Origin of the sequence: Streptomyces thermocarboxydus, from assembly GCF_024760485.1 — a bacterium.
GTDB lineage: Bacteria > Actinomycetota > Actinomycetes > Streptomycetales > Streptomycetaceae > Streptomyces > Streptomyces cellulosae.
This window is the reverse complement of the sequence record NZ_CP058273.1, coordinates 614,330-634,635: the sequence shown is the minus strand read 5'-3', so window position 1 is coordinate 634,635 and position 20,306 is coordinate 614,330. Positions and strand designations below refer to the sequence as shown.

At 72.6% G+C, this 20,306-nt stretch carries 20 protein-coding genes; 7 read left to right on the top strand and 13 right to left on the bottom strand.

Features of this window, described 5'->3' with window-relative positions:
* Nucleotides 1-129: 129 nt before the first annotated feature.
* Complete coding sequence (locus tag AY578_RS02930; protein ID WP_028960355.1) at nucleotides 130-375, top strand: DUF5133 domain-containing protein; 246 nt, start codon at nucleotides 130-132, stop codon at nucleotides 373-375.
* Between the two features lie 39 nt (nucleotides 376-414).
* On the opposite strand, the gene poxB is transcribed toward AY578_RS02930, so the two are convergent.
* Nucleotides 415-2,163 carry a ubiquinone-dependent pyruvate dehydrogenase gene (gene poxB, locus AY578_RS02925; protein WP_215048808.1) on the bottom strand — a complete coding sequence of 583 codons (1,749 nt, stop codon included), beginning with the start codon at nucleotides 2,161-2,163 and terminating at the stop codon, nucleotides 415-417.
* 55 nt (nucleotides 2,164-2,218) lie between these two features.
* Nucleotides 2,219-3,007, bottom strand: a complete 789-nt coding sequence (locus tag AY578_RS02920; RefSeq protein ID WP_161108535.1) for an acetoacetate decarboxylase family protein — start codon at nucleotides 3,005-3,007, stop codon at nucleotides 2,219-2,221.
* A gap of 642 nt (nucleotides 3,008-3,649) precedes the next feature.
* On the opposite strand from AY578_RS02920, the gene AY578_RS02915 reads away from it, so the two are divergent.
* Both AY578_RS02915 and AY578_RS02910 read left to right on the top strand, forming a co-directional pair.
* Nucleotides 3,650-3,835, top strand: a complete 186-nt coding sequence (locus tag AY578_RS02915; RefSeq protein ID WP_258901959.1) for a hypothetical protein — start codon at nucleotides 3,650-3,652, stop codon at nucleotides 3,833-3,835.
* 182 nt (nucleotides 3,836-4,017) lie between these two features.
* Entirely contained in the window at nucleotides 4,018-5,040 is a 1,023-nt protein-coding gene (locus AY578_RS02910) for an alcohol dehydrogenase (protein WP_210637873.1), read from the top strand.
* Nucleotides 5,041-5,063: 23 nt separating this feature from the next.
* On the opposite strand, the gene AY578_RS02905 is transcribed toward AY578_RS02910, so the two are convergent.
* Nucleotides 5,064-6,518, bottom strand: coding sequence for a dihydrolipoyl dehydrogenase family protein (locus tag AY578_RS02905; RefSeq protein WP_019526901.1), 1,455 nt, complete (start codon nucleotides 6,516-6,518; stop codon nucleotides 5,064-5,066).
* Nucleotides 6,519-6,637: 119 nt separating this feature from the next.
* The gene (locus tag AY578_RS02900; protein WP_019526900.1) at nucleotides 6,638-7,384 is read right to left on the bottom strand and encodes an SDR family oxidoreductase; all 747 of its coding nucleotides are present in this window, start codon (nucleotides 7,382-7,384) and stop codon (nucleotides 6,638-6,640) included.
* 223 nt (nucleotides 7,385-7,607) lie between these two features.
* Here AY578_RS02900 and AY578_RS02895 point away from each other — a divergent pair, with 223 nt between their 5' ends.
* Entirely contained in the window at nucleotides 7,608-8,675 is a 1,068-nt protein-coding gene (locus tag AY578_RS02895; protein WP_028960349.1) for a right-handed parallel beta-helix repeat-containing protein, read from the top strand.
* A 51-nt stretch (nucleotides 8,676-8,726) separates the two neighbouring features.
* Entirely contained in the window at nucleotides 8,727-9,761 is a 1,035-nt protein-coding gene (locus AY578_RS02890; protein ID WP_026244137.1) for a methyltransferase, read from the top strand.
* Nucleotides 9,762-9,837: 76 nt separating this feature from the next.
* Here the strand turns inward: AY578_RS02890 and AY578_RS02885 are convergent, their stop codons facing one another.
* The 7 genes from AY578_RS02885 to AY578_RS02855 form a co-directional block, all read right to left on the bottom strand.
* Complete coding sequence (locus AY578_RS02885; protein ID WP_019526897.1) at nucleotides 9,838-10,173, bottom strand: TcmI family type II polyketide cyclase; 336 nt, start codon at nucleotides 10,171-10,173, stop codon at nucleotides 9,838-9,840.
* Between the two features lie 34 nt (nucleotides 10,174-10,207).
* Nucleotides 10,208-10,690, bottom strand: coding sequence for an SRPBCC family protein (locus tag AY578_RS02880; protein ID WP_019526896.1), 483 nt, complete (start codon nucleotides 10,688-10,690; stop codon nucleotides 10,208-10,210).
* A 2-nt stretch (nucleotides 10,691-10,692) separates the two neighbouring features.
* On the bottom strand, nucleotides 10,693-10,953 hold the full coding sequence (locus AY578_RS02875) for an acyl carrier protein (RefSeq protein WP_019526895.1): 261 nt from the start codon (nucleotides 10,951-10,953) through the stop codon (nucleotides 10,693-10,695).
* Nucleotides 10,954-10,979: 26 nt separating this feature from the next.
* Complete coding sequence (locus AY578_RS02870) at nucleotides 10,980-12,224, bottom strand: ketosynthase chain-length factor (RefSeq protein WP_136237292.1); 1,245 nt, start codon at nucleotides 12,222-12,224, stop codon at nucleotides 10,980-10,982.
* Complete coding sequence (locus AY578_RS02865) at nucleotides 12,221-13,489, bottom strand: beta-ketoacyl-[acyl-carrier-protein] synthase family protein (protein ID WP_019526893.1); 1,269 nt, start codon at nucleotides 13,487-13,489, stop codon at nucleotides 12,221-12,223. Before AY578_RS02865 ends, AY578_RS02870 begins: the two co-directional genes overlap by 4 nt.
* The gene (locus AY578_RS02860) at nucleotides 13,486-13,953 is read right to left on the bottom strand and encodes a cupin domain-containing protein (RefSeq protein ID WP_028960347.1); all 468 of its coding nucleotides are present in this window, start codon (nucleotides 13,951-13,953) and stop codon (nucleotides 13,486-13,488) included. Before AY578_RS02860 ends, AY578_RS02865 begins: the two co-directional genes overlap by 4 nt.
* 69 nt (nucleotides 13,954-14,022) lie before the next feature.
* Nucleotides 14,023-15,144: a SchA/CurD-like domain-containing protein gene (locus tag AY578_RS02855; RefSeq protein WP_136237291.1), complete on the bottom strand. Its 1,122-nt coding sequence runs from the start codon at nucleotides 15,142-15,144 to the stop codon at nucleotides 14,023-14,025.
* Nucleotides 15,145-15,419: 275 nt separating this feature from the next.
* On the opposite strand from AY578_RS02855, the gene AY578_RS02850 reads away from it, so the two are divergent.
* Complete coding sequence (locus AY578_RS02850; RefSeq protein ID WP_019526890.1) at nucleotides 15,420-17,066, top strand: FAD-dependent oxidoreductase; 1,647 nt, start codon at nucleotides 15,420-15,422, stop codon at nucleotides 17,064-17,066.
* A 30-nt stretch (nucleotides 17,067-17,096) separates the two neighbouring features.
* Here AY578_RS02850 and AY578_RS02845 read toward each other — a convergent pair whose 3' ends face one another.
* A complete protein-coding gene (locus tag AY578_RS02845) occupies nucleotides 17,097-18,062 on the bottom strand; it encodes a hypothetical protein (protein WP_136237290.1) in 966 nt (321 codons plus the stop codon).
* A 144-nt stretch (nucleotides 18,063-18,206) separates the two neighbouring features.
* The gene (locus tag AY578_RS02840) at nucleotides 18,207-19,652 is read right to left on the bottom strand and encodes a glyceraldehyde-3-phosphate dehydrogenase (protein WP_019526888.1); all 1,446 of its coding nucleotides are present in this window, start codon (nucleotides 19,650-19,652) and stop codon (nucleotides 18,207-18,209) included.
* A gap of 223 nt (nucleotides 19,653-19,875) precedes the next feature.
* On the opposite strand from AY578_RS02840, the gene AY578_RS02835 reads away from it, so the two are divergent.
* Entirely contained in the window at nucleotides 19,876-20,280 is a 405-nt protein-coding gene (locus tag AY578_RS02835; protein ID WP_006134511.1) for an SseB family protein, read from the top strand.
* Nucleotides 20,281-20,306: the final 26 nt, after the last annotated feature.

The window sequence follows — 20,306 nt, the reverse complement described above, 5'->3', positions numbered from 1 at the left end:
GCTGTCACCGGCCACTGACAGTCACCCCAGCCGTCGACAGCCCGACAGGCATAGACCTTTCCTGCCGGGGCATTCGGAAGTCCGGCGCCCCACCGGGGTGCCGTTTCGACGAGGGGAGACGGAGCGATCATGATCATGCCGGCGGAGAAGGAGCTTCGGGCGGTGCTGGCGCGGTTCGCGCAGGCGCGGATCGAGCACGACGTGCTGCCCACCGGCCGCACCAGCCGTGCGCTCGAGGACGCCACCTACACGCTGTGCGTGATCACCGGCTCCCGTACGGCAGAGCAGGCCCTGCGCGCCGCCGACGCCCTGCTCGACCAGTACACGGCCGGCCACGCCGGACTCCGCCGGGAGGACGAGACGCTCGCCGCGTGACGCTGTGACGCCGTGATGCCGTGACGCAGGCAACAGCTCTCAGTGCAGCAGCGGCAGGTCGTGCAGGTTCGTCCTTGCCAGCTCCAGCAGTTGGTCCCCCTCGCCCGACAGCACCGTGCGCGTGGCGAACAGCGAGAAGCCCTTCACCTGCTCGTAGGTGAGGTGCGGCGGCAGGGACAGTTCCTGGCTCGCCGTGCGGGCGTCGACCACGGCCGGGCCGTCGTGGACGAACGCCTCCCGCAGCGCGTCGTCGAGCTCGCCCGCCCGGTCGGCCCGGACGCCGACGATGCCGGCGGCGCGGGCGACGGCCGCGAAGTCGAGGTTGTCCAGGTCGGTGCCGTAGTTGACGATGCCGCCCGCCTTCATCTCCAGCTCGACGAACGACAGCGTGCCGTTGTTGAGGACGACCACCTTCACCGGCAGCCGCAGATGCCGCAGTGTGATCAGGTCGCCCAGCAGCATGCTGAGCCCGCCGTCCCCGCACAGCGCCACCACCTGCCGCCTCCTGCCCGCGGCCGCCTGCGCGCCGATGGCCTGCGGCAGCGCGTTGGCCATGCTGCCGTGGTTGAAGGAGCCGATCAGCCGCCGGCGTCCGTTCATGGTGAGGTACCGCGCCGCCCACACCGTGGGTGTGCCGACGTCCGCCGTGAAAATCGTGTCGTCCGCCGCCAGCCGGTCCACCGCAGCGGCCACGTGCTGCGGATGCATCGGCGCGTCGTACGGCCGTGCCTCCGCGAGGTCGTCCAGATGCGCCCGCACCCGCCGGTAGTGCCGGGTCAGCTTGTCGGCGAAGCCGGTGTCCTGCTTCTCGCGGAGCAGCGGCAGCAGCGCGCCGGCCGTGTCCTCGACCGTCCCCACCAGCGGCACCCGCACCCCGGTGCGCCGCCCGATGTGCTCGCCGCGGATGTCGGCCTGCACCACGGGCACCTCGGCCGGCGGGTAGAACGGCCGGTACGGGAAGTCCGTGCCCAGCATCAGCAGGGCGTCGCAGTGCTCCATCGCCCGGTAGCCCGAGCTGTACCCGATCAGGCCGGTCAGGCCGACGTCGTAGGGGTTGTCGTACTCCAGGTGTTCCTTGCCGCGCAGCGAGTGCACGACCGGTGACTTCAGAGTGCGGGCCAGCGCCATGACCTCGTCGTGGCAGCCCTGGCAGCCCGCGCCGCCGAGGATCGTCACCCGCTCCGCGCTGTTCAGCACGTCGGCCGCCTCGGAGAGGGCCTCGCGGGCGGGCGTCACCTGCGACCGCGTCCTGCGTACCGGATGCGTGTACGGACCCGGGCCGGCGAGCGCGGCGAGCAGCATGTCGCCGGGGATCACCAGCACGGACACCCCGCCGCGCTCGACGGCGGTCCGCATGGCCGTGTGCAGCAGCCGCGGCACCTGCTCGGCCGTGCCGGCCAGTTCGCAGAACTCGCTGCACTCGCGGAACACCTCCTGCGGGTGCGTCTCCTGGAAGTACTGGCCGCCGATCTCGTCGCTCGGGATGTGGGCGGCGATCGCCAGCACCGGCACCCGGCTGCGCTGCGCCTCGTACAGGCCGTTGATCAGATGCAGGTTGCCCGGGCCGCAGCTGCCCGCCGCGACGGCGAGCTCCCCGGTCAGGGAGGCCTCGCCGGCGGCGGCGAAGGCGGCCGTCTCCTCGTGCCGGACGTGTGTCCACTCCACGGAGCCGTTGCGGCGCAGCGCGTCCGTGAAGCCGTTCAGGGAGTCGCCGGGGAGGCCGTACACGCGGCGGACACCGGACGCCGCCAGTGCCTCGACCATGCGGTCCGCGACGGTCGTGCTCATGGTGATGGTCCCTGTCCTCGGGGATGCGGGTCCGGGAAGTGCCCGATCAGCACACCTAGCCCAGCGGCTCGACCTGCGTGACGTTGTAGGACATCGACGCACGGAAGCCCATGCCGGGCCGTACCGGCGCGAGGTCGGCGAGTTCCTCGCCCACGGCCGGGAACAGCGTGATCTCGCTCGTGCCCGTCCACACGTCCGCCACCTGCTGGTCGGCGTAGTCCATGCGGACCAGTTCGTGCACGGCCGGCTTGTCGTACTTGCCGGGCTCCAGCGTGGGGAAGTGCCGCAGATTGATCGTGTCCCGGGCGAGCAGGGGCGTCGGGTCCTCCATCGGCGCCTCCAGCGTGACCCGCGCCTCCGCGAGGGTCCGCTCGTCGGACGAGACGGTCGCGCCGAAGCGGGCCCCGGGCGAGAGCGTCGGCGAGGCCTTGCCGGGCGAGGCGAACACCCGCGTCTGGTGCACGTTGCCCGCCTTCTTCGGGAACCCCTGGATCCAGCCCCGGGCCAGCGCGTGATGGTTGTCCACGTAGATGTACGGGCACCACGACACGGGTTGGCCCCGGTGGCGGGCGTCGACCAGGACGAAGAACTCCCGGTACTGGCTGCGCACCGGGTCCAGGTACTCGTCCTGCTCGCCGTTGAACTGCCAGTCCACGAAGAACGCGACCACCCTGCCCGAGGTGTCCGGATCAGGATCCAGTCCTTCGGGAAGCGTCGCCTCGGCGGCGGACGGTTCCGTGAAGAACTCGACGCCGACGATGTCGCCGGCGTAGTGCCACGGCGGTGTGGGCGCGATGTTGGCCTCGCCCTTCGGGGACAGCGGGACGGTGTAACCCTTCAGCATGAGGACTCCTCGGGGCGGGAGAAGGCACGGTCCTCCCGGGTGCGGGGGGGGGGGGGGGGGGGGGGCCCGGGGGGCGAGGCGTGTGGAAGCACTTCGCCGCCAGATGTCCAGCATCACCCGGCCGGGGGAGCTTCGCAGCTCGGAAAGGGGAAGGGCGGGACGCGCCGGGCGGGCCCGGGTGTGCGACCGTGGAGGTGACGGCCTCCCGCCAGGACCGGAGTTGACCATGAGCACAGCGCGCGACCTGGCCCTCGTCGCGCGGACCCGCAGGACAGGACCGTGGTGGAGCAGGCGATCTGTCGCTCGCCCTCGCGGGGCGGAGCTGATCGACTCCTCGACGCCGAGGCCCTCACCCTCGACGGCACCCTCCTGGTCCCGCCGGGCCCGCGCCGGCCGCGACCCCCTGCTGTCCGAGGCCGCGCAGTGGCTGGCGGGACGGCGGACCGGCGAGACCGTGGACGACTGGCTCTGGCGACGGGGCCGCGACCTCGCCGGGCGCTACCGCACCGGTCCTCGAGGAGGAAGGGCTCGTCGAGCCGAGCGGCGGAGCCGCAACCGCTGCGGCGGCAGCGCGCGCGCCGCCCGACCCGACGGCGGCCGGGCGCCCGGGCGGCGGGGGAGCGCCGCTCGTCGGGCGAGCCCGTGCTCGGCGCCCTCGCGGCCGCCGTAGGGCTGACGGGGCAGGGCGGCGAGGCGTCCGACGGGCTCGACGACGAGCAGACGACGGTGCTGGCGGCGGTGCTCCAGGCGGTCACGGAACTGGCGGGCGAGCGGCAGCGCCGCACCATCGAGGCCGCAGCCTTCGACAACATCTGGCGCGGCGACTGAACCCCCTGGGGGAGCCCTCCGGGGCCCGGCCGTCCCGTGTTGCCGCCCCCGTGCACCGGTGGTGGACTGGACACTCTCGCGTGCGACGCGGGAGGAGGTGACAGCGGGCGACCCCGCGCCCCGCATTCCGAGTCCCGAATCCCGATCCCTCTCACGGTCGCCGCCGGCCCCGGAGTGACACCATGAACACGTACCGAGTCGCCCAAGTGCCCGCCCCCAACGGGATGTTCGAGATCGTGGAACGCGAGGTGCCCCGGCCGGGCCCGCGTCACGTGCGGATCGCCGTCGAGGCCTGCGGGGTGTGCCGCAGCGACGCCATGTTCGTCTCCGCCGGGATGCCCGGCACTCCCTTCCCGCTGGTGACGGGACACGAGACCGCCGGCCGTATCGACGAACTCGGTGACGGCGCCGAGGAGATGGGCTGGCAGGTGGGGGACCGGGTCACCGTCGGCTGGTTCGGCGGCAGTTGCCGTCACTGCGTCCCGTGCCGCCGGGGCGACTTCATCGTCTGCGACAACCTCAAGATCCCCGGCTACGCCTACGACGGCGGCTTCGCCGAGGCGATCGTCGCGCCCGTCGACGCCCTCGCCCGCATCCCCGACGTGCTCTCCGCGGCCGACGCGGGACCCATGGCCTGCGCGGGCGTCACCGTGTACAACGGGCTGCGGCGCAGCAGCGCGCGGCCGGACGACATGGTGGCGGTCCAGGGCATCGGCGGCCTCGGACACCTGGCCGTGCGGTTCGCGGCGGCCATGGGCTACGAGACGGTGGCGATCGCGCGCGGCGCGGACAAGGCCGACCTCGCCAAGCAACTGGGCGCCCACCACTACGTCGACAGCACGGCGGGCCCCGTCGCGGAGGCCCTGCAGGCGCTCGGCGGGGCGAAGGTGGTGCTGGCGACCGCGGGCAACTCCGCGGCCATCGCGGAGACCGTGGACGGTCTCGGCCCGCGCGGTGAGCTGGTCGTCATCGGCGCGACCCCCGCCCCGATGCCCATCAGCCCCTTCCAGCTGATCCTCAAGGGACGGCTGGTGCGTGGCCACCCCTCGGGGACCGCCCAGGACGTGCAGGACACCATGACCTTCGCCGCCCGGCACGGCATCCGCCCCATGACGGAGGTCCTGCCGCTCAGCGAGGCGAACACCGCCTTCCAGAAGATGATGGACGGCAGCGCCCGCTTCCGCATGGTGCTCACCCCCGGCTGACCCCCGGCCCCTCCCAAGAAGCGTCAGCCCGCCGACCCGTCGCCGTCCCGGTACGTCTCCAGGATCCGCAGCCACACCTCGCTGATTGTGGGGAACGCCGGGACGGCGTGCCACAGCCGGTCCACCGGCACCTCACTCGTGACGGCGACCGTCGCCGAGTACAGCAGCTCCTGGACGCCCGGCCCCACGAACGTCGCACCGACGACGTTCCGCCGCTCGCTGTCGACGATCACCCGCGCCCGGCCCCGGTAGCCCTCCGCGTACTGCACCGCGCCGGCGATCTTCCCGATGTCGTAGTCCACGACGTCGACCTTCCGTCCCGCCCGCTCCGCCTCCCGCGCGGTCGGGCCCACCGACGCCACCTCCGGCTCGGTGAACACGACCTGCGGCACCGCGGCGCTGTCGGCGGTCGGGGCGTGCCGTCCCCACCTGCCGTCGTCGAGCGGCTCGCCCTTGGCGCGCGCCCCGATCACCGCGCCCGCGATCCGCGCCTGGTACTTGCCCTGATGAGTCATCAGGGCACGGTGGTTGACGTCCCCGACGGCGTAGAGCCAGCCCTCGGTGATCCCGGGCACGCGGTAGGAGTCGTCCACCGGCAGCCAGTCGCCCGGGGTGAGACCCACCGTCTCCAGACCGATGTCGCCGGTGTGCGGAGCGCGGCCCGTGGCCAACAGGATCTCGTCCGCGACCACGGTGTCCCCGTCGTCCGTCGTGACCCGCACGGGCCCGTCCCCGCCGTCCTCGCGCTCCACCGCGGCCACCGACCTGCCGAACCGCACGTCCACCCCGGCCTCGCGCAGCGCGTCCGTCACCATCTCACCGGCGAACGGCTCCATCCGGCCCAGCAGCCCGCCCCGCACCAGCATCGTCACCGTGGATCCGAGCGCCCGGAACGCCGTGGCCATCTCCACGGCGACCACCCCGCCGCCGACCACCGCGAGCCGGTCCGGCACCTGCCGCGCCGCCGTCGCCTGCCGGTTGGTCCACGGGCGGACGTCCGCCAGCCCCGGCAGGTCCGGCAACGCGGTGACCGTGCCCGTGCACACTCCGACCGCGTGCCGCGCGGTCAGCTTCACCCGCTCCCCGTCCGGCGTGTCCACGGCGACCTGGCGAGGGCCGTTCAGCCGGCCGTGCCCGCGCACCAGGTCCACGGAGACCGACTCCAGCCACTCCTCCTGGTCCGCGTCCTGCCAGTGCGCGGCCATCGCGTCCCGGTGCTCGAACACGGCGGGCACGTCGAGCGGGCCCTCGACCGCCCGGCGCAGACCCGGGACGCGCCGGGCGTCGGCGCGCGCCAGCACGGGGCGCAGCAGCGCCTTGCTCGGTTCGCACGCCCAGAACGAGCATTCGCCGCCGAGCAGTTCGTTCTCCACGATCACCGTGCTGAGTCCGGCGGCGCTGGTGCGGTCGGCGAGGTTCTCCCCCGTCGGTCCCGCTCCGAGAACCACCACGTCGTAGGCCGAGGGAGTGCCGTTCATGCCCGCCTCCGTGCACTCGGATGGTCGACTGGGCAGCGTCCTTCCAGTGTCCGCCTCCGGCCACGACATCGCCCGGCGTACGGCGGAGGCTCCGCCCTCCTCAGCGGCGCCGCCGCGTGTCAGGGCGGCACCAGCTGCTGGCCGCCGTCGACGTCGTACGTCGCTCCCGTCACGGCCTCGTTGACCATGAGGTGCAGGATCACCGCGGCCACGTCGTCCGGGCCGACGACCCGCCGTATCGGGAGCGTCGCGCGCAGTCGCTCGCGGCGTTCCTCGAGCCGGTCGCCGAGGAGCGACGCGGACAGGGGGGTGTCGACGAAGCCGGGCGCGACGAGGTTGACCCGGACCGGCGCCAGCTCCACCGCCAGGCTCGCGGTGAGCGCCGGCAGGGCGGCCGTCAGCGCCGAGGTCACGGACGTGCCGATCCCGGGACGGCGGCCCCCGGTGCCGCCGACGAACACCAGCGTCCCGCCGTCCCGCGTCACCGCGCCGCCGTACTTGGCGATCCCGAGGGTGAGGGCCAGCCGCTCACCGACGTGGGAGCGCGCCTCGTCCACGTCGAGGTCGGCGAGCGTCGCGTAGAAGGGGGACCCGGCGGTCGACACCACGTGGTCGACGGGTCCCGGCAGGGCGCCGAAGAACTCCCGGAGGCGGCCCGTGTCGGCGGCGTCGAGGGGCGCGGACCGTTCGGCGCCGACCTCCTCCGCCGCGCGCTCCAGCCGCTGCGGGTCGCGTCCCGCCATCACGACCCGGCCGCCGCGCCGGCGTACCTGACGTGCCGTCGCGAGTCCGATGCCGGAGCTCGCGCCGATCACCACCACGGACTGGTCCGCGAGGTCCTGGGGGTAAGGGGTGCCGGTCGCCATGGGCGCCTCCCGACGTGGATGCGCGGGGGGATGGGCGGCCGGGCGGTGCGACACCGCGGCCGCGTTCCCGACGCTACTGCGGGGGCCACCCGCCCACCAGTCGAACGGGCGAGCGGTCGGGGAGCGGCTGCGCGCGGGCGGGGAAAAAACGCCGCTCCGGCCCCGCGCCCGGCTGGGCGATCACCGGTGGCGGGCCACCAGGGCCGCTCATAGCTTCGGCCTCATGAACAAACGTCACATCGCGTATCTCGCTTGCACCACCGCCGTCGTGGCGGCGGGAATCGGCGCAGCGCCCTCCACCTCGACCCATCAGTCGGCCGTGCACCGCGTACAGCCCGGGCAGTCCATCCAGAAGGCCGTGGACGCCGCCAAGTCCGGGGACACGGTCCTGCTCGCCGCCGGCACCTACAAGCAGAGCGTCGACATCACCCGCTCGGGCATCACCCTGCGCGGCGACGCCGCCGGCCGCACCGTCCTGGAACCCCCCGCGAGCGCGGGCACGTCCGCCTGCGCCAAGGCGGGCAACGGCATCTGCGTCACCGGCACCGACAAGAAGCCGCTGAAGGGCGTCTCCGTACGGTCCCTGACGGTGCGCGGGTTCGAGAAGAACGGCGTGTGGGCGACCGGCACCGAGAACCTCAAGGTGCGGTACGTGATCTCCGAGAAGAACGGCCAGTGGGGCATCGCCACCGAACGTTCCACGCGCAGCGTGATCAGCCACAACGTCACCCGCGAGAACGGCGACGCAGGGCTGTTCGTCGCCAACACCGTCGCCACCGAGGAAGGCGCGCGCGACGCCGAGAAGACGGTCGTCCGTTACAACGAGACGGCGGAGAACCGGGTCGGCGTCACCGTACGGCGGCTGCGGAACCTCAGCGTCGACCACAACGAGGCCACCGGGAACTGCGCCGCGGTGTTCCTCGTCGGCGACGAGTCCACGCCGAGGGCCGGCCACCTGAGCGTGACCTTCAACAACGTCCACGACAACAACAAGCACTGCGCCGCGACGCCCCGCCTGCCCTTCCTCCAGGGCTCCGGCATCGTCCTGACCGGCGTCGAAGAGAGCCGGGTGGCGTTCAACCGGGTCGAGAACAACAGGGGCACCTCCCCGCTGTCCGGCGGCATCGTGCTGTTCAAGAGCCTCGTCGGCACGCCCAGCGAGCGCAACGACATCCGCGACAACCTGGTGACCGGCAACAGCCCCGCCGACCTCGCCAACCGCGACACCGCCACCAGCAACACCTTCGGCCGCAACACCTGCACGCTCTCCGAACCCACCGGAATGTGCTGACCGACCCCTTCCCCCCCAACCCCTGGCACAACAGCAGAAGCGAGGCAACGGATGACCACCGTTGATCCGGCTCCCCCGCCGCCCATGCGGCTGAGGGAGCTCGTATTCGGAGCGGCCTGCGCGGCCGCCGTACGCGCCGCCGTCCGTCTGGGCGTGCCCGACGCGCTGGACGACAGCCCCATGACCGTCGACGACCTGGCGACGGCGGTGAAGACCCAGCCGCACACCCTGCGGCGGCTGCTGCGCGCGCTGTCGTGCCAGGGGGTCTTCGCCGAGAACCCCGACGGCACCTTCGAGCACACCGACATGTCCCGGCTGCTGCGCGAGGACGACCCGCACAGCCTGCGGTACATCGCCCTGTGGTGCACCGAGCCCTGGACCTGGAACGTCTGGCCGCGGCTGGACGAGGCGGTGCGCACCGGCGGCAACGTCTTCGAGGAGGTGTACGAGGAGGAGTTCTTCACCTACCTCAACGAGTCGGCGCCCGAGTCCGCCCACGTCTTCAACCGGGCCATGACCACCTCCAGCGAGCAGTCCGCGCGTGACGTGGCCAAGCTGCTCGACCTGGACGACGCCGACTCCGTGGTGGACATCGGCGGCGGCCAGGGCCACGTCCTGGCCAGCCTCCTGGAGAAGCACCCCCGCCTGCGGGGCACGCTGCTCGACCTGCCGGGCGTCGTCGAGAACGCCGACCCCCGGCTGCGTGACGGCGGCGCCCTCGCGGACCGGGCCCGCATCGTGGCCGGCGACTGCCGCGAGGACGTGCCCGTCGAGGCGGACGTCTACATCATCAAGAACGTGCTGGAGTGGGACGACGACAGCACCCGCCGCGTGCTCGCCGCCATCCGCCGCTCGGCCCGCCCGCAGGCCCGGGTCGTGGTGATCGAGAACCTCGTCGACGACACCCCGTCGATGCGCTTCACCACCGCCATGGACCTGCTGCTGCTCCTGAACGTCGGCGGTGCCAAGCACACCCGGCAGAGCATGGTGGACCGGCTCACCGCGGCGGGCCTCGTCATCGGCGAGATCCGTCCGGTCAACGCGTATCTGCACGCCTTCGAGTGCACCGTCCCCGCCACACCGTAGGGCCGTGAACACCCCGAGGCCGCCGGCTCCGCGACTGACGCGGAACCGGCGGCCTCGGGGTTTGCCGTGCGGCGGCTCAGGAGCCGGCGCCGCGCTCCCAGCGGTAGAAGCACTGCGCCATGGCGTCCTTGGGGCTGCGCCAGGTGGCCGGGTCGTACGGGCTGACGTACGCCTCCAGCTCCTGGCTGATGCGGCGGAACTCCGGGTGCGAGGCCACCTTCGCGATGGCGGGCGACGGGTCCTGCTCCGACTCGATGAGGTGCAGGTACACGTCGTCCCCGAACTGGAAGAGACTGCGCCGGCTGACGCCGACCAGGTGGGGGAGCTCACCCCGGTCCGACGCGGCGAACACGTCGGCGATGTCCGGCGCCGAACCGGGCTTCATCCGGGCGACGATCAGGGCGTGGTGCATGAGATTCCTTCCGGGTCCCCGGCGGGACCGGTGCTCAGCGCGAGGACGCGACGGACGCCGTCTCGTTCTCGCGGGCGGCCTGCTCGATCTTGTCCCGGATGAGCGCCATCTGGGTGCGGGAGTTGCGGTTGATGTTGTCCGTCATCCAGTCGTCGTCGACCGGGGCGTCGGGCTTCATCGCGAAGTCCTGCGTCCAGCGCATCTCGACCCCGCCCGGCACCTCCTCGTACTCCCACAGGATGTCCATGTGGGCGAACGGGCCGGTCTCCACGCGGCGGGCGCGCACGATCCGCTTCCCGCGGTCCGGGGTGCGCTCCGACACCCAGCTCCACACCTTGCCGTTCTCGTCCGGGTGCATGGTCAGCCGGAACGTCGTCGTGTCGCCCTCCCGGGAGAGGATGTCCACCGACGCGTACTCGCTGAACAGCCGCGGCCAGTTCTCGAGGTCGTTCGTCATCTCCCAGACGAGCTCGAAGGGAGCGTCGACGGTGATGCTGTTCTCGGTGTGTCCTGCCACTTTCAGGCTCCAGCCGTGAGGGTGCTGTTGACGAGGTCGAGGAACTCCCGGGGCGTCCTGCACCGCTCCGAGTCGGGCGGCAGGGACGCGCCGTACCGGTTCTCCAGCTCGCCGACGATGCCGAGCAGGCCGAGCGAGTCCAGACCGAAGGAGTCGAAGGGGGACTCCGCGGCTTCCTTGAGTTCCTTGGGGTCGACGGTGATGCCGGCCGCCTGCTTCATCAGGGCGGCCAGTTCGTCGAAGGTCACTTCGGTGGTGATCATGGGTGACTGCTCCTTCCCCGCCCGGATCACCGGGCGGAATCGTCACCGCGGCGCACGACCAGCGCCGCGTTGGAGCCCATCAGTCCCCGGCTGAGGACGAGGGCGGTGTGCAGCTCGGCGGGGCGGGCGTGCTGCGTCACCAGATCGAGTTCGTGGCAGATGTCGAACACGCCCGGCGTGGGCGGCACCAGGCCGTGCTCCATGGCCAGCAGCGCCGCCACCGTGTCCAGCACGGGCGCACCGCAGTACGCCCGGCCGAAGCCGGTCTTGGGCGCCGTCACCGGCACCCGTGTGCCGTGCGCGCCGAGGGCGTCGGCCAGCGCCAGCGCCTCCGCGCGGTCCGCCTCGGGCACGCCCAGGGCGTCGGCGAACACGACGTCGATCTCCTCCGGTGCGACGCCCGCCTCGTCGAGGGCACCGGTGATCGCGTGGGCGAGGCCCTCCCGGGACTCCGCCCAGCGGGACGCCCCCGTGAACGTCGCCGCGTGGCCGGCCACGACACCCCGTACGGGAACCCCGCGCTCACGCGCCCGTTCCTCGTCCTCGACGACGAGCAGGGCGCCGCCCTCGGCCGGCACGAACCCGCACGCCTTCTCGGTGAACGGGCGGTAGGCGCGGTCGGGGTCGTCGAGGGTGCTGAGCTCGGGGTAGCCGAGCTGGCACACCATCGAGTACGGGGCCAGCGGCGCCTCCGCCGCCCCCACCACCATCACGTCGGTGCCGCGCCCCACCGCCCGGGCCGCGTGCGCGAGGGAGTCCAGACCGCCCGCCTCGTCGCTCGCCACCACCCCGCACGGCCCCTTGAGACCGCCGCGGATGGAGATCTGGCCGGTGCTCGCCGCGTAGAACCAGGCGATCGACTGGTACGGGCCGACGAACTTCGAGCCCTGGCCCCACAGCTTCTGCAGCTCGCGCTGGCCGAACTCGCCGCCGCCGGAGCCGGCCGCGGTGACCACGCCGACCGAGTACGGGTCGGCGGGCTCACCGCCCAGCCCGGCGTCGTCGAGAGCGAGCGCCGCCGCGGCCATCGCGAAATGGCTGAACCGGTCGGTCTGCACCAGGAAACGGTCCTCGACGAGGGCCGCCGGGTCGAACGACCGCACCTCGCCCGCCACTCGCAGCGGCAGATGCTCGCAGCCCTCACGGGTGATCAGGTCAAGGACGCCGAGACCCTCGCTCACCGACTTCCAGTAGGCTTCGGCCGTCAGTCCGTTGGGCGCGACCACACCGATGCCGGTGACGGCCGCACGCCCGGAACGCCGCTTGCTCATCGTGTCCTCCCGCCCGTACCGGACAGCAGTACCGCGGACTGGAAACCGCCGAACCCGCTGCCGACGGAGAGCACGTGCTCCAGCTTCCGCGGGCGGGCGGTGCGCGGCACGTAGTCCAGGTCGCACTCCGGGTCGGGGGTCTCGTAGTTCGCCGTCGGCGGCACGACCTGGTGCCGCAGCGCGAGTACGCAGGCGGCCACCTCGATCGCGCCGATGGCGCCGAGCGAGTGCCCCACCATCGACTTGATGGAGCTCATGGGCGTCTCGTACGCGTGCGCCCCCAGCGACCGCTTCACCGCGGCCGTCTCGTGCCGGTCGTTCTGCCGGGTACCGGAACCGTGCGCGTTGACGTAGTCGATCCGGGTCGGATCGAGCCGGGCCTGGTCGAGGGTGCTCTGGATGGCGCGGGCCATCTCCAGGCCCTCACTGGTCAGGCCCGTCATGTGGTAGGCGTTGCCGTAGGTGGCGTAGCCGCTGATCTCGCAGAGGATGTCCGCGCCGCGCGCCCGCGCGTGCTCGTGGTCCTCGAGGACCAGGACCGCCGCGCCCTCGCCCATGACGAACCCGTCGCGGCGGGCGTCGAACGGACGCGACGCGTGCTCGGGGTCGTCGTTGTTGGGCGACGTCGCCTTGATGGCGTCGAAGCAGGCCATCGTGATGGGGGAGATCGGTGAGTCCGACGCCCCCGCGATGCACACGTCCGCCCGGCCCTCGGCCACGGTGTGGAAGGCGTAGCCGACCGCGTCGAGTCCGGAGGTGCAGCCGGTGGACACCGTCTGCACCGGGCCGCGCGCGCCGAACTCCTCGGCCACCGTGGAGGCGAGGGTGCTCGGCGAGAACGCCAGGTGCAGCTTCGGGTCCGCCTTGGTGTGGTCCACGTCCCAGTGCCGGCCGCGCTCGCTGACCAGCACGTAGTCGTGCTCCAGCCGGGTGGTCCCGCCGACCGCGCTGCCCAGCGACACCGCGGTGCGCCACGGATCGAGGGCCCCGGTGTCGAGCCCGGACTGCCGGACCGCCTCCCGGGCCGCGACCACGGCGAACTGGATGTAGCGGTCGGCGTGCTGGCACAGGTCCGCGTCCAGGCCGTGCTCGAACGGGTCGAAGTCGCACTCGGCGGCGATGCGCGAGCGCAGGCCCGCCGGGTCGAACAGGGTGATGCCGCGGGTCGCGGTGCGGCCTGCGGACAGCAGGTCCCAGAACGCCGTCGCCCCGATGCCGCCGGGAGCGACCACACCTATACCGGTGACGGCCACCCGCCGGGTCATTTTATGGCCTCGCTCGGCTCGGCCGGACGGCCCGCCTCCGGCCCGCCCACCGTCAACTGCGGCCCGGACAGCGCGCTTTCGGTCTCCTCGGTGTCGACGTGCCCGAGGCTCGGGTGGGGGGCGAGGGGACCCAGGTGGAACACCATGCGGGCCTCCTCGCCGCCGACGTTGCGGAAGCGGTGCCGCATGTCGATCGGGATCATCAGCCCCTGCTCGGCGCGGAGCGCGAACGGCTCGCCGTCCAGGTCCACCTCGAGCGAGCCGTCGATGACGTACACGAACTCCTCGGAGTACGGGTGGTAGTGCTCGGCGATCCGCTCACCGGGCTTGATGACGGCCAGCCCCATGAAACCGCTTGTGGAGCCCACGGTGGCGGGGGTGAGCAGGGTCCTGAGGTCACCCCCGCGCCGGCGGTTGGGTTCCGTCTCGCTCAGGTCCACGATGCGTGGATGCTGCTTGGACATGGTTGATACCTCCGGGTGTTCCGGTGACGTCCCCGGCGCGACGGCCGCGGACGTCACCGTGGTCGACCGTCAGGAAGCCGCCGCGCTGCGGTCGGTGACGGGCAGCATGTCGGCGTGCGACAGCAGCCGGTTGAGGTTGCGTTCCGAGTCCAGGTCGCCCTCGACGCCGATCGCGGCGCCGTCCAGGAGCCCCCGGAGCTCCGCCGCCCTGCCCGGGCCCTTGATGCCCAGCGCGGCGGGCGGGTCCAGGTCGAGGTCGCCGGTGACGTCGACGAGACGCACCACGATGTCGTCCCGCTGGAACACGGTGCTCGCGTACACCGGGCTGTCCGGGTCGTCCGCCGCGGCCTCGTCCTGGTGGGCGAGGAACCGGGCCAGGTCCATGCCGCGGCCGCGGACGGCCGGGTAGTACAGCGCGTGCCGCCGCAGCCCCTCGGGCTCCGGCCGGCCGGCCGTGACGTGGTGCACGGCGGGCAGCGCGGCCCGGGTGAAGAACAGCCGCGCGGACTCGGGGTCGGTCAGATCCCGGTCCTGCTCCAGATACGGGTTGATGGCCTCCTCGACCGCCCGCACCTCCGGCTGGCGCGCCACGTGGCGCAGCGCGGCGAGCAGGTCGCCCTCCACCTCGACGGCGCGCACGACCCGGTTGCCGTGCATGAACAGCGACGTGCGGCGCAATCGAGTGGTGTCGTCCACCTGGGCCTTGGGCGACTCGTACCCGGCCAGCAGCTCCGCCACCTTGGACTCGGAGCCCGGCTTGACGGTGAAGGTGAGCGCGTGGCGCGCCACACCGTCGCCGACCCGCACGGCCGACTGCAGGCCCGCCGTCGCCGTGTCGCTCAGCGGCCGGTCGGGGGTGGTCTCGCGCACGACGCTGTAGCGCATCGACCGGGTGTCCCGCACGCAGCTGTGCATCGGCCGGACGGTCTCCACATGCTCCTCGCTGTTCACCCACGCGAGGAACGGCGGGGCGCTCTCCCACTCGCTGGTGATCAGCCACTGCGACGGGTTCTCGATCGACTGGCACAGCTGGTCGCTGATGTGACCGGGCACGGACGCGACCTTGTTCCGCATGTGCTCGTACGCCTCGAGGAACTGCTCCTGCGCTCCCTCGTACAGGTCCAGCAGCAGGATCACCCGCAGCCTGGAGCCGTCGAAGGCCGACTGCGATATGCGTCCCGACGTGGTCATCCGGCGCACCTCTCCTCTTGTTGGGGAAACCCCTGCGGCGGGGCCTCTTCCGGAAGCTCTTCACGGAAGGTCAGGGAACGACCGCCGTGTCCGATGGGCAGGGGGTCGCCATGTGTCGATGGTCGGGTCGGCCCCGGGAGCGCGCGAGCGACACGGCGCAGGCGGGTGAACCGCGCGCCATCCGGGTGCCGCGCGGACGCGAAGGGCCCCGCACCGGGGATGACAACAGCGTCCCGTCCTCAACCACGACCCGGGCGAACGCTGGAGGCGTTTCAATGAACCGATCGGGCACGACCGGCGAGGCGGTCCACCGCACGCCCGTCCTCATCGTCGGGGGCTCCCTGGTGGGCCTGTCGACGTCTCTGTTCCTGGGGCGGCTCGGCGTGCCGCACACGCTCGTCGAGCGGCACGCGGGCACCTCGATCCATCCGCGCGGGCGCGGCAACAACGTCCGCACGATGGAGCTGTTCCGCACCGCCGGCGTGCAGGAGCGCATCGTCGAGGCCGCGTCGGTCCTGCAGGACAACCACGGCATCCTGCAGACGCCGACCCTCGTGGGGGACGCGGGCGAGTGGCTGTTCCGGGAGATCGACCCCGGCGGCGGCCTGGCCCGCTTCAGCCCCGCCGCCTGGTGCCTGTGCAGCCAGAACGACCTCGAGCCGGTGCTGCTGCGCAGCGCCCGCGAGCTGGGCGGCGACCTGCGCTACAGCACCGAGATGATGTCGTTCGACGACGACGGCGACGGCGTGACGGCGCTGGTCAAGAGCCGGGAGACCGGCGAGCACACCACCATCAGGGCGGACTACCTGGTCGCCGCGGACGGCCCCCGCAGCCCCGTCCGGGAGCAGCTCGGCATCGGCCACAACGGCCCCGGCGACCTGTTCCACAACGTCAGCGTCACCTTCACCTCCCGCCGCCTCGCCGGCGTGGTCGGCGACCGCCGCTTCATCGTCTGCTACCTCACCAGCCCCGACGCCGACGGGGCGCTGCTGCCGGTGGACAACCGCGAGCACTGGGTGTTCCACGCTCCCTGGCACCCCGAACACGGCGAGACGCTCGAGGAGTTCACCGACGAGCGGTGCGCCGAGCACATCCGTCGCGCGGTGGGCGTGCCGGACCTGGACGTCACCATCACCGGTCGTGCGGCCTGGCACGCGGCCGAGCGGGTCGCCGAGCGGTACGGAGCGGGGCGGGTGTTCCTGGCCGGCGACTCGGCGCACGAGATGTCACCCACCGGCGCGTTCGGCTCCAACACCGGCATCCAGGACGCCCACAACCTCGCCTGGAAACTGGCCGCCGTCCTGGGCGGCTGGGCCGGCGCCGGCCTGCTGGAGAGCTACGACGCCGAGCGCCGGCCCGTCGCCGAGGCGACCAGCGCCCGCGCCTCCTCCCGCTCGGTGGAGCACAGCCACCCCGGCTACACCCCGGACGCCGAGGCGGCGGCGCTCGTCGGCCGCAAGCGCGGCATCCTCAACGTGGCCCTCGGCTACCGCTACCCCCGGGGCGCCGTCCTGGGGGCGGACCCGGCGACGCCGGTGGTGCCGGACGCGCTCAAGCTGACCGGCGAGCCCGGCAGCCGCGCGCCGCACCTGTGGCTGGACCGGGCGGGCGCCCGCATCTCCACGCTCGACCTCTACGAGCGCTCCCTCGTCCTGCTCGCGTCCCCGCACAGCCCGTGGCTCGCCGCGGCCGCCGAGGTGGCGGCCGGGCTCCCGGCGCCGCTGGACGCGTACGGGGTGGGCGAGGGCGCCGACCTGGTGCCCGAGCCCGGCGCCGACTGGGCCGAGGCCCACGGGATCACGCCGGACGGCGCGGTGCTGGTGCGCCCGGACGGTTTCGTCGCCTGGCGCCACGAGGGCGCGGCCGGGAACCCGGCCACCACGCTGCGGGACGCCGTCGCCACCTTGCTGTCCCGCGCCTGACCGGGCGCGGCCGCCGGGGCGCGGTGCGGGTCACCCGCCGCCGATGCCGCCCTGGCGGCCGCGCTCGGACTTGGCCAGGTACTGCTCGTACCGCTGGACCGCGTCTCCGTCGACGTCCCAGGGCCACGGGGTGACCATGCCCTGGAGCGCCTCGAACACCGGGTGGGCGTCCGCCGCGCGCCCCGCCGCGCACAGCGCGTACGCAAGGACGTTGAGATCGGCCGGCGCCGCGGCGTGCTGGAAGAATCCCGGCTTCGGCCACAGCGCCGCGGCCTGGTCCAGCGCCGCCGGCAGCTGCCCGCTCTCGAAGAGCTGGCCCGCGGTCATCGCCCGCATCCCGCCCTGCGCGAGCAGCCCCTGGTACTGCCGTACGGCGGCGGTGAGTTCGACGGCGGCGCACGGGGCGTTGGCGGGGATGCGGGTGCGGACCGCGTCGACGAAGTCGAGCACCGAGGCGCTGGAGCCGCCCTCCTCGGGCGACAGCAGGGCGAGCATCTGCAGGAACGCCTCGCGGTTCCAGGGGTCGCGGCCGGTGGCCTGTCGCCACAGGGCGTCGACGTCCTTGGGGTCGAAGCGCACCACGCGCGCCGTGCCGAGCAGCACCACCCACGGCAGCGGGTCGTCCGGCGACAGCTCGGCGGCCCGGTGGCACCGGGTGATCAGCGTGTCGGTGTCGTCGAGGCGCCGTTCCTCCAGGGCGCGCACCAGGGTGGTCCAGCAGTGGAACACCAGCGCGTCCACGTCGTCCGGGGCCCGCTCCAGCCAGGTCTCGGCGACACCGGTGCCGGCGGCGGCCCCGGCCAGCACGGACACCCGGTGGCCGCGCAGGTCCCAGTCGTCCCCGGTCTCCTCCAGCAGTTCGCCGATCAGTTCGACGTCGGCGGCCTTCCCGCTGCCCCGCTTGCTCACCTTGCCGAGAACTCGGTCCAGTTGGGTGTCCCCCAGGGAGCGGGAGAGACGGGGACGTCGGCCGGGGCGCGTACTGAAGAGGGGCATGTGCGAAGACTAGGAAGCGGATCGGCCCGTTCAACCGGTACGGGGTGATCGTTATCGATCTGGCCCTTACCGCCGGTCAGCCGGGCAGACCGGGGCGGGGCCGGACAACTCGCCGGCCCCGCCCCGCCCGTCGTCGCGCGTGGCTCAGGCCGCGGGGGCCGGGTACGTCGGGTACTCCACGCCGGACACGTACTGGACGACGCGGACGACCTGGCAGGAGTAGCCGAACTCGTTGTCGTACCAGAGGTAGAGGATCGCGTTGTCGCCGTCGACCTTCAGCGCGCCGGCGTCGACGATCGACGCGTGCCGCGAGCCGATGAAGTCGCTGGAGACCGCGTCGGGCGCGCTGATGAAGTCGATCTGGCGCTTCAGCGGGGAGGTCAGCGACACGTTGCGCAGGTGGTCGAGGACCTCCTCGCGGTTGGTGGCGCGGCCCAGCTGGAGGTTGAGGATGGCGATCGACACGTCCGGCACGGGCACGCGGATCGAGCTGCCGGTGATGGGGGCCTTGAGCTCGGGCAGCGCCTTGGCGACGGCCGACGCGGCGCCGGTCTCGGTGATCACCATGTTGAGCGGCGCGGACCGGCCGCGGCGCTCGGACTTGTGGTAATTGTCCAGCAGGTTCTGGTCGTTGGTGAACGAGTGGACGGTCTCCACGTGGCCGCGCAGCACGCCGTACTCGTCCGCCATCGCCTTCAGCGGCGGCACGATCGCGTTGGTGGTGCAGGAGGCGCAGGACAGGATGCGCTCGTCGGGCTTGAGGGTGTCGTGGTTGACCCCGTGCACGATGTTCGGCACGTCGCCCTTGCCGGGGGCGGTCAGCACCACCTTGTCGACGCCGGGTCGCAGGTGCTGCGAAAGGCCCTCGCGGTCGCGCCACTTGCCGGTGTTGTCGATCAGGATCGCGTTGTCGATGCCGTACGCGGTGTAGTCGATCTCGGCCGGGTCGTTGGCGTAGATGACCTTGATGACGTTGCCGTTGGCGACGATGGTGCTGTTCGCCTCGTCGACGGTGATCGTGCCCTGGAACTGGCCGTGCACGGAGTCGCGGCGCAGCAGCGAGGCGCGCTTGACGATGTCCTGCTCGCCGCCCCGGCGGACGACGACGGCGCGCAGCCGCAGGCCGTTGCCGGAGCCGGACTTCTCGATCAGCAGCCGGGCGAGGAGCCGGCCGATGCGGCCGAAGCCGTAGAGGACGACGTCGCGCGGCTCGCGGCGCTCGATCTTGTTGCCTCCGGTGGCGCCGGCGACGGCCTCGGCGGTGAACTCGGCGACGGACTTGCCCTGGTCGTCCGCGCGGTAGGCCTCCGCCAGCAGGCCGATGTCGATCTGCGAGGGGCCGAGGTCCAGCGTGGTGAGCGCCTGGAGGAACGGCAGGGTCTCGGTGACCGAGAGCTCCTCGCCCGCGATCTGCCGGGCGAAGCGGTGCGTCTTGAGGATGCTGACCACCGACTTGTTCACCAGGGAGCGGCTGTGCAGCAGGACGGTGACGTCCCGCTCCCGGTGCAGCTTCCCGATGATCGGGATCATCGACTCCGCGATCTCCTCGCGGTGCTTCCAGTTGGTGAACGAGTCTTCGTTGACAGTCACAGCATCATCTTTCGAGCTAGAGGGTGCTCATATGATAGCCGTGCCGCTCGGAGGGGTCGGAGGGGGTCCGCCCCCTGACGTGCGAAGAGGCTCGGGGAGCCGCGCGGGAGCCTCGTGAATCGCAGGGTTGCGCGACATGCGAACGGGTACGCGTCCCCTACTGTGCCCGGGGCCGAAGTGCGTCCCGGGCGGGCCGACAACCGCCGCTACCAGGGAATTCGTCATGGAAACACCCGCGCACGAGAACAACGCCCCCACGCCCGCGCAGCGGGCCCTGGACGCACTGTCGGAGAACACCGAGGACACCGCCGCGCTGGACGCGCTGGCCAACAGCGACGTGCTGATCCCGGTCCCCGACGACGCGGGCGACGAGGAGGCCGCCGACCCCGGCGCCGTCGCGCTGCCCGTGCTGGAGCAGCCGGGAGGCACCCAGGTGGTGCCCGTGTTCACGTCCGAGCTGGAGATGGCCGGGCTGCTCCCGTTCGTCTCCCGCTACCGCCTGGTCCCGCTCGGCGCCCTCGCCGCGCAGTGGCCGGCCGACGACCTGTCCCTCACCATCGACGGCAGCTCCGAGCACCGTCTGACGCTGACCTCGGAGGGGGTCCGCACCCTGCTGGCCCGCCCCTGACGCGGGCGGTGACCCGTCGGCCCGTG